Raw genomic sequence first — 15,174 nt, 5'->3', positions numbered from 1 at the left:
CGTCCGATCAGTCGAGGACCTTCTCGATCTTTTCGGCCGCGACCTGCAAGGCTTCCGCGGCGCTGACGTTGCCGGCCATGAAGCGGGAATGTTCGTCGGCGAGAATCTGCTGCGCCGCATCGGAACGCGGATGGCGGATGCGCCACATCTTGCCCTTTTCGGCCGCGTCATAGGCCTGCTGGAGCGCGGCGAAGACCGGGCCGAGCCACTCGACGGAGGGCTTGGCGGCGAGCGTCGACTTGCGCGCCGGGAAGACGCCGAGATTGGCAGAGTGCCAGGCCTCGCCCTCCTTCGAGGACAGCCACTGGATGACGGTCCAGGCGGCCTGCCTGTTCTCGCTCTTGGCCGAGACCGTGCCGTTCCAGATGCCGCGATGCGCGCCGGGGCCGACGGAGCCCGCCGGCAGGACCTGGATGCCGACCTGATCCGGCTTCAGCGTCGTCGTCTTCTCATCGATCGCCGAGCCCTTGTAGACGCTGCCCCAGTTGAACATCGTCGCGACGAGGCCCTGGCGGAACGCCTGCAGCGATTCCGAGAAGCCGTGGCTCACGGCACCCGTCGGCGCGTATTCGAGCAGCTTCCTGTGGGTCTCCAGCGCGGCGATGCCGATCTCGGTGTCGAAGGCGGGCTTGCCGTCCGCATCGAGCAGCTGACCGCCGTTCGAGTTCATGATCGTCTGCCAGATGGTCGGCGTCAGCGGCTCGCGCACGAAGTAGGTGTCGACCGCCCAGGCATCGACCTTGCCGTCGCCGTCGGTGTCCTGCACCAGCTTCGGCGCCTGCTCCAGATACTGCTCCCAGGTCAGGTCCGGCGTCGGCAGCGGCACGCCCGCCTTCTCGTAGAGGGCCTTGTTGACGAACATCATCAGCATGTTGGAACGCAGCGGCACGCCGTACTGGACGCCCTTCCACTCGCCCGCGGCCAGCGGCGCGGCGTTGAAATCGTCCCAGTCGTAGCCGGCGTCGGTCCTGGCGGCCGCCTCGGCGCTCTTCAGGTCCATCAGCGCGCCGACCTCGGCCAGCTGCGGCACCCAGGGATCGTCGGCGATGATGATGTCGTAGGTCGGGCTCGGGCCGGTGGCGTCGAGCATGCTCTTGGCCAGGAGTTCGACATAGGGCACGCCGTCGATCGTGACCTTGATGTTCGGATAGGCCTTGTTGAACTCCGGCACCATCAGCGTCTGCCACTGGTTGGCGAAGGCCTCGTTGGCGATCATCCGCACCTCGACCGGCTGCTCGGGCGTGCCGAGCCCGTCCTGCGCCCGCGCCGCCGCCCCGCCGAAGGCCGCCACGGCGACCGTCGAGGCGGCCGCGACGATCAAGGCGCGGCGCGACACCGAGCCTGCTGCTTCATGAAATCTGGTCATGCATTCCTCCCTTGCGTGACGGCCGGCGCCCGAACCTCCCGACGCCGCCATCCTCTCTGCTTCAACCCTACATTCTATAGAATCCAGAATGCAGGAGACGGATAGTGCCGGTCGGGCGCCTTGTCAACGGGGTGAGCGAACGTCGAATGCAGCCCGCGCGGCTTCCCGGCCCGCCATCGCGCCTCGACTGAAGCGCGTCGCCACCGTCGCGGGAGGGGCGGAGGTCCGGGCCGCGACCGAGGCCGGCGCGTCACCGGTGAACCGCACCGCTGCCCGCGGGGTCGACGGCCGGGGTCCCACCGACTGCGCCGTGCGCCCGAAAGCGCCCGCCGCTTGAACGTCGGATGAACGGACCGGCAGGCCGGCATTCAGGCACGCCATGCCAGTGTTCATGACACCGGCCTCCATGCAGGTCCGGACATGACGCAGACGCATCGTCGCGCATCACAACAAAGGGGAAGTCGATGAAAGTTTCACTCGTGAGAACCATCCTGAGCGCGTCCATCGTCGCCACGGGTGTCGCGGCCGGCACGCCGGCCTTCGCCTATGCGACCAAGGAATCCTGCGAAAGCTCCGAAGGAAGCGGGAAGTGCTGCCTTCTCGGGCTGCAGGACGAAGGCGCGATCTTCCACTGGGGCCTCTGCGGGGCCATGCTGGAGGGCCGGAAGCCGACCCTGAGCGGAGAGGCGCTGCGCAAGCCCACCACCACGCTCAAGCCCGCGGGGACCGCGAACAGGAGCCTCCCGAAATAGGCGGTGCCCCCATAGGGCGATCCCGGCGGTGTAGACGGCGGGGATGGCGGGCGCTAACAGTCCCGACGCAATCGCGTCGGCGGCCATCCCGCGGTCGCCGATGCAGCCGCGACGATGGCCCCGCCGGTTTCGTCTCCTGGCCCGGCCGCGTCGTCGCGGCAGAGCCAGGCACCGGGGCGACGTCGCTGCCGAGAGGCGCCAAACGGAGCAACGCCGCATGAACACACCCGTCCGCCCCGACTTCGTCGCCGAACAGCGCGCCCTGCAATCGGCCTTCCTCGCCGCGACGATTCCCGGCCATGCCGGGCACGAGGGCAGCGCCTACCGCCTGCCGCCGGAAGAGCGGTGCCTCAATCTCAACCCCGCCATCCGCGAGACGGCGGAGCGATACTTCGCCGACAACGCCATCGCCTGGCACCAGCACGCAGCGCACGGCCTGTCCTCGCAGGCAGCCTGCCTGAACTTTCTCATGCCGCTCGCCACGCGGCCCGACGCGCTGGCCCGGCTCGTCCAGTCTGCCGTCGGCGGCGACCTGCCGGAGATGCTGCCGGTCGAGACGGGACCGGACGGCGCGCCGTGGCACGTCGGTTTCGAATGGATCGGCAGGGCGGACCATCTCAACGAATGGCCGCGCAGCGGCCAGCCCCGGCGCGGCGCCAACGTCACCTCGGCCGACGCGATCCTGCGCTTCCGGCAGGCCGGGCGCGTCGAGACCCTGCTCGTGGAATGGAAGTACACCGAGTCCTACGGAACGCCGCCGGAAGGGAAGCGCGAGGCCGAGCGCCTGCGCCGCTACCAGAAGCTCATCTTCGCGCCCTTCGGACCGATCCGCAGCGATGCCGGGCTGAAGCCCGCCGACCTGTTCTGGGACCCGTTCTACCAGCTCATGCGCCAGCAGATCCTCGCGCATCGCATGCAGGCGGCCAAGGAGGACGGAGCGGAGCGCGTGCGGGTGCTGCACGTGGCGCCCGCCGGCAACTGGCGCCTGCGCCGCGTCACCTCGCCCGCCCTGCGCGCGCTCGGCGACGACGCGTTCGCGGTGTTTCGCAGCCTGCTCGCCGACCCCGAAAGCTTCGTCGGCCAGTCGACCGAGGCGCTGTTTCATCCGCTCATCGCCGAAGCGCCCGCCGACGACGTCTGGGCGGGCTACCTGCGCGACCGCTACGGCCTCGCAGCGCCGCAGAGTGCCGTCGAATCCGCGGAGCCGGGGGACGCACCGCCGGCGGGGTGAACGCCCACTCGCGCCCGCCGGACACGACCGCGCCGGCAGCGGCACCGGCCGCGCGCGGCGAGCATCTGTGGATATCCCGGCCGCGCCGACCGCAATCGCCAGGCGAGGCTGGACGCGCCCGCCGGCCGGGTCATAGTCCGGCGACACCACCGGGAGCCGCCAGCCTCTTGATCCGTTTCCTTCACGCGAGCGACCTGCACCTCGGCAAGCGCTTCGGCAACCTGGCCGAGGATCTGCGCGGCCGGCTGCGCGAGGCGCGCCACGGCGCGATCGGCCGGCTGGCCGAGCAGGCGCGGCTGAATGGGGCCGACGTCGTGCTGCTGGCCGGCGACACCTTCGACAGCGAGACCCCGGCGCCCGAGATCCGCCGCCAGGCGATCGCGGCGATGGCCCAGCACGCGCCGCTGCGCTTCGTGATCCTGCCCGGCAACCATGATTCGCTGCAGGCCGCGCCGCTATGGTCGGCGCTGCGCAAGGACCTGCCGCAGAACGTGATCCTCGCCACCGAAGCCGCGCCGCTTCCGCTCGCGCCGGGCGTCGTTCTTCTGCCGGCCCCCTGCACGACGCGCCGGCCAGGCCGCGACCTGAGCGAATGGATGGACGCCGCCGCGACGCCCGAGGGCGCCGTCCGCATCGGTCTCGCCCATGGGCCGGTGCAGAGCTTTTCGGAAGACACGGGCGCGTCCGACATCCTGGCGCCGGACCGGGCACGGCGCGCGGGGCTCGACTATCTGGCGCTCGGCGACTGGCACGGCGCCGTCGCCATCGACGCGCGCACCCATTACAGCGGAACGCCCGAACCCGACCGGTTCAAGCACGACCGGCCAGGTCAGGCGCTCCTGGTCGGCATCGAGGCCGCGGGGGCGGAGCCCGCCGTCACGCCGGTCGAGACCGGTCTGTTCGGCTGGAGGACGCAACCGCTGCACCTGCTGCCGGCAGACGACTGCGAAGCGGCGCTGGCGGCCCTCCTGCCGCCGCCGCACCTGCGCCGGCAGACGCTGCTGCGCGTCGCCGCCTCCGGCCGCGCGGGCATCGCCGGCCGCACCGCGCTTGCCGCCGCCGTCGAGGCGGCCGCGCCCGACTTCGCGCTGCTCGAACTCGACGCGGCCGCGCTGGCGACCGAATACGAGACGACCGATCTCGACCGGATCGACCGCACCGGCGCGCTGCGCGACGCCGCCGACATGCTGATGGCTGAGGCCCGCGACGAGGCGCGCGCGGAGGCGGACCGCGAGGTCGCGCGCGGCGCGCTGCAGCGGCTGTTCTCCTATTGCGCGTCGGCCGCGTCATGAAGATCACCGCGCTCCGGCTCTTCAACGTCAAGCGTTTCGCCGGCCGCGGCGTCGCCATCGAGGACATCGGCGACGGCGTCAACGTGCTCTGCGCCGCCAACGAGTTCGGCAAGTCGACGAGTTTCGAGGCGCTGCACGCGCTGTTCTTCCAGGCCCATACCGGCCAGCCGAAGGACGTGAAGCGGCTCCAGCCCTACAGCGGCGGCAACCCGGTGATCGAGGCGGACATCGAGACCGAGGCGGGGCGCTACCGGCTCGCCAAGCAGTTCCTCGGCGGCAAGCGCGCCACGGTCACCGACATCGGCAGCGGCCGGCTGGTGGCGCAGGCCGACGAGGCCGAGGCCTTCATCGCCGGGCTGACGCGGGGCGGCACGGCGGGGCCGGCCGGCCTGTTGTGGGTGCGGCAGGGCATCACCGGCATCGAGGATCGCGACCGGCGCGAGGAGGAGGACGAGCGCCGGGTGCGCGCGAGCCTGCTCGAATCGGTGCAGGGCGAGGTCGAGGCCGTCACCGGCGGGCGCCGCATGGCCGAGGTCTCGGCGCGCTGCGCGGAGGAACTCGGCCGCCTCGTCACCGCCAGCGGACGCCCGAAGGCCGGCGGTCCCTACGAGGCAGCAACGGCCGAGCAGAAGCGGCTGGCGGCGGAAGAGGCGCGGCTCAGGGCCGACGTCGACGCCCTGCGCAAGGATCTCGACGAGCGCGCCACCGCGGCGAAGCACCTGAAGGAAATCGACGACCCGGACGAACGGGCCGCCCGGCGCCAGGCGCTCGACAAGGCGCAGGCCGCGCTCGACGCCGCCCGGGCGCATGGCGAGGCGCTGAAGACGGCGCAGGCGGCGCTCGCGCATGCGCGCAGCCGCCGCGACGCGACCGGGCGCGAACGCGAGGCCTTCCGCGGCGCGCTGGCGACGTCCGTCCAACTCGCCGGCCGGATCGCCGCCGCGGAGCAGGCGCGCGACGCGGCGCTTGCCCGGCACCGGGCGGCGACGGACGCGATCGCCCGGGCCGAGGCCGCCGCGCAGGCGGCCGAGACCGGGGAGAAGCAGGCGCGCGACCTCTTCGCGCGGCTCGACGCGGCGCTGAAGGCGAAGGACCGGGCCGAGCGGGTCGCGGCGCTCGCGACGACGCTGGAGACCGTCGAGACGCTGCGGACGGAGCGCGAGGCCGCCGAGGCCGCGCTGGCGCCGCTCGCCGTGCCGGCGAAATCGGTCGAGCGGCTGCAGGCGCTGGAGGTCGAGATCGCCGGGCTGGCGGCGCTGGCATCGGCGCGCGAGCCGAAGCTCGCCATCGCCTACGAGGCCGGTGCCACCGCCCGTGTGACGCTCGACGGCGTCACGCTCGACGACGGCGAGGAGCGCGGCCTCGCCGATCCGGCCCGGCTCGACATCCCCGGCATCGGGACGGTGACGCTGCGGACCAGCCGCCCGGCCGGCGACGACGCGGCGCTGCGCAAGGCCGTGACCGAGCGCGACGGCCTGCTGGCCAAGCTCGGTGCAGCCGGCCTGCCTGAGGTGCGGCAGCGCGAGGCGGCGGCGCAGCGCGCGAAGGCCGACATCGATCGCCTCGCCGCCCGCATCGAGGCGCTGGCGCCGCAGGGCCTGGCCGCGCTGCGCGAGGAGATCGCAAGGCTCGCCTCCACGGCACTGCCGGACCTGGAAATCAAGGGCGATCCCGAGGTGGCCCGGCTCGATGCCGAAGAGGCGAGCCGGCGCGTCGGCGCCGCCCGGCTCGCGCTGCGCGAAGCGCAGCCGTCACGCGGCCTCGCGGAGGACGCGCTGCGCAAGGCCGAGACGGCTCTGGCGGCGCTTCAGGGCGAACGCGCGCAGGTGGAAGCCTCGCTCGGCCCCGCGGACGCCCGCGCCGAGCGCGAGCGGGCGCTCGCCGAACAGGCCGACCTCGCCGCGGAACAGGCGGCCGAGGCGGAGGCGAAGGCGACGCGGCTCATGGAGGCCGCCCCCGACATCGCCTCGGCGGAAGCCGCGGTGAAGCGCCTGCGCTCCGCCGAAGAGACCGCGACGAAGCAGATCGCAGACCTGCGCGAACGCATCGCCGGGCTCGACGGGACGATCCGGGCCCGCGCCGACGAGGCCGTGGAGGAACAGTGGCGGGAAACGCGCGAGGCGCTCGACGCGGCCGACCGCCGCGTGGCGGCCTTCGCGGCGGAGGTCGCGCTCCTCGAGCGGCTGCAGGTCACACTGCAGGCTGCGCGCTCGGCCGCCCGCGACCTCTATCTGAAACCGGTGATGATGGAGCTTCGCCCGCTGCTGGCCTTGCTCTTCGACGACCTGTCGATCACCTTCGACGAGAAGACGCTGCTGCCGCACAAGATCATGCGCGGCGGCGCGGAGGAGGACGTCGAGCGGCTGAGCGGCGGCACGCGCGAGCAATTGTCGGTGCTGACACGGCTGGCCTTCGCGCGGCTGCTCGCCCGCGACGGCCGTCCGGCGCCGGTCATCCTCGACGATGCGCTGGTCTATTCCGACGACGACCGGATCGAGAAGATGTTCGACGCGCTGCACCGCCAGTCGGCCGACCAGCAGATCATCGTCTTCTCCTGCCGCCAGCGCGCCTTCGCCCGCCTCGGCGGCCGGGCGCTGCGGATGATCGACTGGCGGCCGGAAAGCTGACGCCGGCCGCGACGCGGTGCAGGACATGATTCAGGCACGGCGCCGAAGCTATTGATTCCGCTTCGCTTCCCGACATTCGCCGGCTGCGTCTCTCAGAAGTGTTCGCCGGTCTGGAAAGGGCCGATGCGCACGCCGGCCGCCACGAGGTAGGCGGTGGACCAGCCGATCAGCAGGAAGCCGTTGACGCCTTCGAGCGCGGCGAACAGGCGCCATTCGGCGGCAGGCACGACGTCGCCGTAGCCGAGCGTCGAGAAGGTCACGGTGGAGAAGTAGAGCGCGGTCTCGAAATCGCCGAACACGCCGAGCCAGAGATGGAAGGCGGCCCACAGCCAGACCTCGACGGTCATGATGGCGAAGATGCCGATGACGGTCGTGACCATGGCCAGCGTCCGGCTCCTGTGCCTGTGGACGCGGAACCGGGCGGTCAGGATGCGCATCATGTGCGTGACCGCGATCAGGCCCCAGGTGTGGATGACGACGGTGAGCGCGATGACGAAGGTGCCGAGGGCGAGATTGACGAGCATCGGATTTCTCTAGCCCTGTCGCGGGCCGGCGGCCTTGCGGCGGATCAACGTCCGGGCGACGTTCGACCGGCAAGCACCGCCGCGCCGGCCTCTTCGCCCGCCGGTTCCAGCGTCTTCAGGAAGGCGATCAGCGCCATCCGCCCCCGGTCCGTCAGCACGAAGGGCTCCAGTTCGGTGTGTCCGGATGGCGCCTCGGGGGCCAGCGCGTAGTGGTCGACCACCTGTTCCAGCGTCGCGATCTGGCCGGAGTGCATGTAGGGCGCCCGGCCGGCGACGCCGCGCAGCGACGGCGTCTTGTAGGCGCGTTCCAGTTCCTCGCCCTCCTTGACCATGAAGCGGATCTCGCCGCATTGCGAAGGGGCGGCATCGGAGAAGGCGCCGAGGCAGTTGAACGGATCGGCCAGCACCCTGGCCACGGCCACGGCCCGGCCGCGATCCTCGGGCAGGCCGGGCACGGCGGGAACGCCGGTGTTGTGGAAATGGTCGTCGGTGAGGCGCGGCCCGTTGTGGCAGTTGACGCAGGCGGCCGTGCCGACGAAGAGCTTCAGCCCCTCGACCTCGAGGTCCGACAGCGCGGCCTCGCCATCCGGCCGCCTTCCGGCGGCAACGGCGTCGGCGAAGCGATCGAAACGGGTCGCGACCGGGACGATCCGGCGTTCGAAGGCGGCGATCGCCTTGCCCATGTCGGAAAAGACGCGGTCGACGCGGAGACGCTCCTCCTCCGGCAGCGCCGCCCAGGCCGCGCGCTCCGCGTCGGTGCCGAGCGGCCCGGCGTTCTCGGGCAGTCCCGACAGGTCGGGCAGCGGCCCGAACACCGCCTCGTAGTCGGCGCGGTACGCCTCGGCGACGCGGCGCACCAGCGCGACACGGTTGCCGCCGTGTTCGAGCGGGTTCTCCCAGGGACCCAGCGCCTGCGCCCACAGGCTGTCGGCGCGGCCGTCCCAGAACTGCCACGGGCTCCAGGCGACGCCCTCCAGCGGCATGGTGCGGCGGTCGGCCTCGCCGACGCCGATCGCACGCGCGATGCCGTCCTGGAAGCGCCGCGTCGGCTGGTGGCAGGAGGCGCAGGACACCGAGCCGTCGGCCGACAGGTCATGATCGAAGAACAGCGCCTGCCCGAGTGCGGCGGCCGCCGGATCGTCGGCGACCCGGTTCGACGGATCGGCCGGCAGCGGCGGCAGGGCCGACAGCGACAGCGTGGCCACGATGCGCGCCTCCTCCTCCGTCAGGCTGGACGGCTTGCAGCCGGCCACCGTCAGCACCGATGCCAGGGCGACCGCGACGATGCTCAGCCGATCCGGGCGCACGGCCGCCTCACAGGACGAGGTTGAAGGTGACGGCGTCGCTGGCGCCGCCGGCGGAGATGGCGAGCTTCAGTTCCCACCAGCCGCTCATGTTGAAGCGAACGCCCTCGATGCGGTAGCGGCCGTCGCCGAGCGCGGCGGTCACGGCAGGCGCGGTCGGCAGGCCGTGGCCGTGCTGCGGCATGCCGCCGTCGACCGCGATCGTCGCGTCCTCCACCGGCGCGCCGGCAGGCGTCGTCACGGTTACGATCCAGCTGTGCAGCGGCCCCTGGCGCAGCGGTTCGCTCTCCGGTGCAACGGCGACCACGAACGTGCCGGCCTCCGTCGGTTTGGAACGGGCGAGATCGAGGTCGTTCGGCGGCGGCATCATCATGCGCCAGCCGACGAAGGCGGCGGCGAGAACCACGACGGCAACGAGGACGTAGATCAGCTTCTTCATGGTCGTTCCAAACTGCACGGCCGCGCCGGCGGCGGCTTGCCCGATGCCGGAGCCTGTCCCTCCCGCATCACGAGACGGACCCTAAGGCTTCCCGTCACGGGAAGGTCAAGGCCGGACGTCGACGCCCTCGCCTTCGCTCGGCTGCACGTGTAGAGGAGCCGCAAAGGGAGAGACACATGGCAGGCCAGGGGATCGCGTCGATCGGCGAATGCATGCTGGAACTGTCCGGCACCGGCGGCGACGCCTGGCGCATGGGCTTTGCCGGCGACACGTTCAACACGCTCTGGGCGCTGCGCGCGCTGACGGACGCTTCCCGTCCGGCAGACTATGTCAGCGCCTTCGGCGACGATCCGTTCTCGGAGCGGCAGATCGCCTTCATGCGGGACGCCGGCATCGGCATCGCGGCGAGCCTGGTCATCCCCGGCGCGCGGCCCGGCCTCTACGCCATCACGCTCACCGGCGCCGAGCGCTCCTTCACCTACTGGCGCGCCGATGCCGCGGCGCGGCGGCTCGCCGACGATCCCGCGGCACTCGCCGCCTCGCTGCCGGACCGCGCGCTGGTCTATTTTTCGGGCATCACGCTCGCCATCCTGGACGAAGGGTCGCGCCGGACGCTGCTCGCCGCTATCGCAGACGCGCGCCGGGCCGGTGCCCGCGTCGCCTTCGACCCGAATTACCGCCCGCGGCTCTGGTCCTCCGCCGATGCGGCCCGCACAGCGATCGGCGAGGCGCTCGCCGTCTGCGACGTCGCGCTGCCCACCTTCCCGGACGAACAGGCGCTGTTCGGCGACGCGATGCCCGCCGACACCGCCACGCGGCTGAAGCAGGCGGGCGTCTCCGAGATCGTGGTCAAGGACGGCGCCGATCCAGCACTGGTGGTCTGGGCCGACGGAAACGAGACGATTCCGGCGGTCGGCGTGGAAAATCCGGTCGACACAACCGGGGCCGGCGACAGCTTCAACGGCGGCTACCTCGCCGCCCGCCTCGCCGGCGATGCGCCCGACCGCGCCGTTCGCAAGGCGCACGCGGTCGCCGCCGCCGTCGTCCAGGTGCGCGGGGCGCTGGCGCCGTTCGAGGTGCTGCGGCAGGCCTTCGCGACGGGAACTATCCCAGCCTGAAGCGATACTCCGTCGTCTGGCGGTAGCGGTCGCCGGGATAGAGGAGCGCCTGCGGGAAGTACGGCCGGTTCGGCGAATCGGGCCAGACCTGCGGCTCCATGGCGAAGCCGGCATAGGCCCCGTAGGTGCGGCCGCCGAGGCCGGGGACCGTGCGGGCGACCTTGTGGCCGGCGTAGAACTGCAGGCCGGGCTCGGTCGACCAGACCTCCATCTCGACGCCCGAATTCGGCCCCTGCGCCCAGGCCATCTGCCGGAGCGGGCCGCGCGCGGCGGCGATGCAGAAATTGTGGTCGTAGATAACCTGCTCGCCATCCACCTTCATGCCGATCGGCCGCGGCAGCAGGAAATCGAACGGCGTGCCTTCCACCGGCTGCACGACGCCCGTCGGGATCAGGTCCTCGTCGACGGGCGTGTAGGCCTGCGCCGGCATCATCAGCCGGTGGCCGAGCACGTCGTTCATGCCGCCGTCGTTCAGGTTGAAATAGGAGTGGTGCGCGAGGTTGCACAGCGTCGGCTGGTCGGTGGTGGCCGACAGCTGGACCGAGAGCGCGCCGGGCAGCTTCAGCCGGTAGGTGCAGACGATCTCGAGGTTGCCCGGAAAGCCCATCGCGCCGTCCGGGTCGGTGAGCGCCAGGGTGACGAAATCGGTCCCGCGATCGGCGAGCCGCCAGACGCGCTTGCCGGTCCCCTTCGCGCCGCCATGCAGCGTGTGCCTGCCGAGGAAGTTGGTGTCGGCCTGAAACCGCTGGCCCTCGATGGTGAAGCGGCCGCCGGCGATGCGGTTGGCGTAGCGACCGGCGATGGCGCCGAAATAGGCGGAATGGACCGGGTAGTCCTCGAAGCGCTCGAAGCCCAGCACCAGCGGCGCGTCGTGCTCGGCCAGCCGCAGGTCCTGAACCACCGCCCCCCAGGTGAGGATGCGGGCGGTCAGCCCGCCGCCCCTGATCTCGACGCGGTGCACGGGCTCGCCCTCGGGCGTGGTCCCGAACTCCTCGACATCCGCCATTCGCCGCTCCCCTCAGCCAGACGATGCGGGCGCCGTTGCCGGGGGCGCCCTGCCCGTTCAGGCGCCGATCAGAGGCCGAGGCCGCCGATGCAGACGTATTTGGTGTCGAGATAGTCCTCGATGCCCTGGTGTCCACCCTCGCGGCCGAGGCCGCTTTCCTTGACGCCGCCGAAGGGCGCCTCGGGGGTGGTGATCAGGCCTTCGTTGACGCCGACCATGCCGTATTTCAGGGTCTCCATGACCCGGAAGACGCGGCCGAGGTCGGAGCTGTAGAAATAGCAGGCGAGGCCGTATTCGGTGTCGTTGGCGAGCGCGACGGCCTCTTCCTCGGTCTCGAACCGGAACACCGGTGCGACGGGGCCGAAGATCTCCTCCTTCATGAAGCGCATGTCGGGCGTGGCGCCCGAAATCACCGTCGGCTCGAAGAAGGAGCCGCCGAGCGCGTGACGCTTGCCGCCGGTGACCACCGTGCCGCCCTTGGCGGTGGCGTCGCCGATCAGTTCCTCGACCTTCTCGACCGCCTTGCCGTCGATCAGCGGTCCCTGCTGCACGCCGGCATCGATGCCGGGGCCGACCTTGAGCTTCGCCGACGCGGCGGCGAGCTTCTCCACGAAGGCGTCGTAGACGCCGGCCTGGACGAAGAAGCGGTTGGTGCAGACGCAGGTCTGGCCGGAATTGCGGTACTTGGCGACCATGGCGCCCTCGACGGCGCGGTCGACGTCGGCATCGTCGAACACGAGGAACGGCGCGTTGCCGCCGAGTTCCATCGAGACCTTCTTGACGGTCGCCGCCGACTTCTCGATCAGGATCTTGCCGACCTCGGTCGAGCCGGTGAAGGTGATCTTCTTGACCAGCGGGTTGGCGCAGATCTCGTCGCCGATCTCGCCGGCCGAGCCGGTGACGATGTTGACCACGCCGGCCGGAATGCCGGCCTCCTCGCACAGCGCACCCCAGGCGAGGCCCGAATAGGGCGTCTGCGACGCGGGCTTGACGACGGTGGTGCAGCCGGCGGCGATCGCCGGGCCGATCTTGCGGGCCAGCATCGAGGACGGGAAGTTCCACGGCGTGATGGCGGCGATGACGCCGACCGGCTCGCGCGTGACGATGATGCGGCGGTCGGCCCAGGGCGACGGCACGACGTCGCCATAGGTGCGGCGCGCCTCCTCGGCAAACCAGAGCACGTAGGCGGCCGACGCGCCGACCTCGCCCTTGGCCTCGGCCAGCGACTTGCCCTGCTCCAGCGTGAGCAGCTCGGCCAGCGCATCCTGGTTCTCCAGGATCAGGTCGTGCAGCTTGCGCAGCATCTTGGAGCGCTCGTTGGCGGTCGTCTTGCGGAAGGTCCGGAAGGCCTTGTCGGCCGCCTCGATGGCGCGGCGGGTCTCGGCCTTGCCGGATTTCGGCACGGTGCCGAGCTTCTGGCCGTTGGCCGGATTGGTCACGTCGATCGTCGCACCGGAATCGGCCTGGACCCACTCGCCGCCGATCAGATTGGCCTGTCGCATGTAGTGGTTGGATTTCTGCAGCATCGGTACGCCTCCTGCCGCCTCAGCCGGCGGCCAACACTTCGATTTCCCTGACGAGCGCGGTCTCGACCGAAAGGCCGTCGCGCCGGAGGCGGTCACGAATAGCCTGCCGCCTCGACCCTGGCAACCGGGCGCCGTCGGTGCCGGCAACCATCGCCGCCATCGCCGCGAAGCGGTCCAACGCCCGGGTGCCGCCGAAGGTTTCGGGATCGATGGCGATCAGCAGCTGCCCCGTTCCGGGCGCCTCCCCCTCGGCATCGAAGAAGGAGGTCTGCTCGTAGCCGTAGTTCGCGCCCGTCAGCCCGGCACAGAGCAGTTCCACCATCAGCGCCAGCGCCGTGCCCTTGGCATCGCCGAGCGGCACCATCGTGCCGGCGAGCGCCGCCTTCGCGTCGGTGGTCGGATGGCCGTCGACGTCGAGAGCCCAGCCTTCCGGGATCGGCTCGTTCTTCTGGTTCGCCGCCATGATCCGTCCGCGCGCGACCTTCGACATCGAGACGTCGACGACGATGGTCTCCCCGTCGGCCGTCGGGCAGGCGAAGGCGATCGGATCGGTGCCGAAGAGCGGACGGCGTCCGCCCCAGGGCGCGATGGCGGCCGGCGCGTTGGAAAAGAGCAGCGCCACCAGGCCCTTCTCGGCCAGCGCCTCCACCGTCAGGCCGGCGACCCCCGCGTGATGCGAACGGCGGATGCCGGCGGCGGCGATGCCCTGCGCCGGCGCCATGGCGGCGAGTTCGCGCGCCGCAAGCTCGAGGGCCGGATAGGCGAAGCCGCTCGCGGCGTCGATCGCCACGGCGCCCGGACGGACGCGGGTGGCGGTCGGCACGGCATGGCCGTCGACCTTGCCGGCCCTGGCCTGCGCGGCGTAGGCCGGCACCCGGCGCAGGCCATGCCCACCCTGCCCGGCGAGCTCGGCGCCGATCAGCGCGTCGGCGACGATCGCGGCGTTCTCCACAGACGTCCTCGACGCCGTCAGCGCCGCGCAGACCAGCGCGTGCGCCCCGGCGATCGTGAGCGTGGTGTCCGGCATCAGGCCTTCTCCAGATGGGCGATGACGGTACCGGCGATCAGTTCCGACACGCGCACGTTGGATTCGACGGTGACGCCGGCGACGTGCGGGGTGAGGATCAGGTTATCGATGCCCCTGAACCGCTCGCCGCCGGCCGCCGACAGCGGCTCCTCGGCGAAGACGTCGAGCGCCGCGCCGCCCAGCCGCTTCTCCCGCAGTGCCGTCGCCAGCGCCGCCTCGTCGACCACCCCGCCGCGCGCGGCGTTGATCAGGACGGCGTCGGGCTTCATCGCCGCGATCCGGGCGGCATCGATCATGTTGCGGGTCGCGTCCGTCAGGGGCACGTGCAGGCTGACGACGTCGGACAGGCTGAGCAGGCCGTCCAGCGAGACGTTGCGCGCCAGCTGCCAGGCGGGATGATCGGCCATCAGCATGGGATCGTATGCCAATACGGTCATGCCGAAGGCCTGCGCCCGCCAGGCGACCTCGCGGGCGATCGCGCCGAGGCCGACGAGCCCCATCGTCCTGCCCGCCAGTTCGCGGCCGATCAGCCTCTGGCGCGGCCAGGCGCCGCCCGCCACGTCTGCCGAGGCGAAGAAGGCGCCGCGCAGCAGCGTCATCGCCGCCGCCATGACGTATTCGGCCACCGAGAGATCATTGGCGCCGGTGGCGGGACAGACCGCGATGCCGCGCGCCCGGCAGGCGTCGACGTCGATGTTGTCGAGCCCGACGCCCAGGCGGCCGACGCAGGTCAGGGACGTCGCCGCGTCCAGCAGCGCGCCGCGCACCTGCGTGCGGTTGCGGACGATCAGCGCCCGTGCGCTGACCACGGCGGCGCGCAGATCGTCCGGCCGGTCGACGAGCGCCGGGTCGTAGAGCGTGTCGAAGCGGGCCTTCAGCCGGCCGACGGCCGCCTCGTCCATGAATTCGGTGATGACGACGTCAGGCATGTGCGCCTCCCTCGCGATCGCTCGCCGCATGTC

At 71.6% G+C, this 15,174-nt stretch carries 13 protein-coding genes; 5 read left to right on the top strand and 8 right to left on the bottom strand.

What is annotated here, in order from left to right; genetic code table 11:
* Nucleotides 1–7: 7 nt before the first annotated feature.
* Nucleotides 8–1,366: an ABC transporter substrate-binding protein gene (locus IAI54_RS02245; RefSeq protein WP_187970811.1), complete on the bottom strand. Its 1,359-nt coding sequence runs from the start codon at nt 1,364–1,366 to the stop codon at nt 8–10.
* A gap of 464 nt (nt 1,367–1,830) precedes the next feature.
* Here IAI54_RS02245 and IAI54_RS02240 point away from each other — a divergent pair, with 464 nt between their 5' ends.
* From IAI54_RS02240 to IAI54_RS02225, 4 genes are all read left to right on the top strand, one after another.
* On the top strand, nt 1,831–2,118 hold the full coding sequence (locus IAI54_RS02240) for a hypothetical protein (RefSeq protein WP_187970810.1): 288 nt from the start codon (nt 1,831–1,833) through the stop codon (nt 2,116–2,118).
* Nucleotides 2,119–2,335: 217 nt separating this feature from the next.
* On the top strand, nt 2,336–3,349 hold the full coding sequence (locus IAI54_RS02235) for a PGN_0703 family putative restriction endonuclease (protein WP_187970809.1): 1,014 nt from the start codon (nt 2,336–2,338) through the stop codon (nt 3,347–3,349).
* A 167-nt stretch (nt 3,350–3,516) separates the two neighbouring features.
* Nucleotides 3,517–4,641, top strand: a complete 1,125-nt coding sequence (locus IAI54_RS02230; protein WP_187970808.1) for a metallophosphoesterase family protein — start codon at nt 3,517–3,519, stop codon at nt 4,639–4,641.
* Complete coding sequence (locus tag IAI54_RS02225; RefSeq protein ID WP_187970807.1) at nt 4,638–7,268, top strand: AAA family ATPase; 2,631 nt, start codon at nt 4,638–4,640, stop codon at nt 7,266–7,268. The genes IAI54_RS02230 and IAI54_RS02225 overlap by 4 nt, the downstream gene beginning before the upstream one ends.
* Before the next feature lie 92 nt (nt 7,269–7,360).
* Here IAI54_RS02225 and IAI54_RS02220 read toward each other — a convergent pair whose 3' ends face one another.
* From IAI54_RS02220 to IAI54_RS02210, 3 genes are read right to left on the bottom strand one after another with little or no spacing between them, the layout of a single operon-like run.
* Nucleotides 7,361–7,792 (bottom strand): potassium channel family protein, encoded by a 432-nt coding sequence (locus IAI54_RS02220; protein ID WP_187970806.1) that lies wholly within the window; start codon nt 7,790–7,792, stop codon nt 7,361–7,363.
* 44 nt (nt 7,793–7,836) lie between these two features.
* Nucleotides 7,837–9,099: a cytochrome-c peroxidase gene (locus tag IAI54_RS02215; RefSeq protein WP_235679227.1), complete on the bottom strand. Its 1,263-nt coding sequence runs from the start codon at nt 9,097–9,099 to the stop codon at nt 7,837–7,839.
* A 7-nt stretch (nt 9,100–9,106) separates the two neighbouring features.
* Complete coding sequence (locus IAI54_RS02210; protein WP_187970805.1) at nt 9,107–9,535, bottom strand: FixH family protein; 429 nt, start codon at nt 9,533–9,535, stop codon at nt 9,107–9,109.
* A gap of 176 nt (nt 9,536–9,711) precedes the next feature.
* Between IAI54_RS02210 and IAI54_RS02205 the strand changes: the two genes are divergently transcribed.
* Nucleotides 9,712–10,653: a sugar kinase gene (locus tag IAI54_RS02205; RefSeq protein WP_187970804.1), complete on the top strand. Its 942-nt coding sequence runs from the start codon at nt 9,712–9,714 to the stop codon at nt 10,651–10,653.
* On the opposite strand, the gene IAI54_RS02200 is transcribed toward IAI54_RS02205, so the two are convergent.
* The 4 genes from IAI54_RS02200 to IAI54_RS02185 form a co-directional block, all read right to left on the bottom strand.
* Nucleotides 10,640–11,659, bottom strand: a complete 1,020-nt coding sequence (locus IAI54_RS02200; protein WP_187970803.1) for an aldose epimerase family protein — start codon at nt 11,657–11,659, stop codon at nt 10,640–10,642. The two genes, IAI54_RS02205 and IAI54_RS02200, sit on opposite strands and share 14 nt — an antisense overlap.
* A 68-nt stretch (nt 11,660–11,727) precedes the next feature.
* A complete protein-coding gene (locus tag IAI54_RS02195) occupies nt 11,728–13,185 on the bottom strand; it encodes an NAD-dependent succinate-semialdehyde dehydrogenase (protein ID WP_187970802.1) in 1,458 nt (485 codons plus the stop codon).
* Between the two features lie 19 nt (nt 13,186–13,204).
* Nucleotides 13,205–14,212, bottom strand: a complete 1,008-nt coding sequence (locus IAI54_RS02190; RefSeq protein ID WP_187970801.1) for an Ldh family oxidoreductase — start codon at nt 14,210–14,212, stop codon at nt 13,205–13,207.
* Nucleotides 14,212–15,141, bottom strand: coding sequence for a hydroxyacid dehydrogenase (locus IAI54_RS02185; protein ID WP_187970800.1), 930 nt, complete (start codon nt 15,139–15,141; stop codon nt 14,212–14,214). Before IAI54_RS02185 ends, IAI54_RS02190 begins: the two co-directional genes overlap by 1 nt.
* Nucleotides 15,142–15,174: the final 33 nt, after the last annotated feature.

Origin of the sequence: Aquibium microcysteis, assembly GCF_014495845.1 — a bacterium.
Classification (GTDB): domain Bacteria; phylum Pseudomonadota; class Alphaproteobacteria; order Rhizobiales; family Rhizobiaceae; genus Aquibium; species Aquibium microcysteis.
The sequence above is the reverse complement of the archived record's forward strand: the minus strand, read 5'-3'. Positions and strand labels throughout refer to the sequence as shown.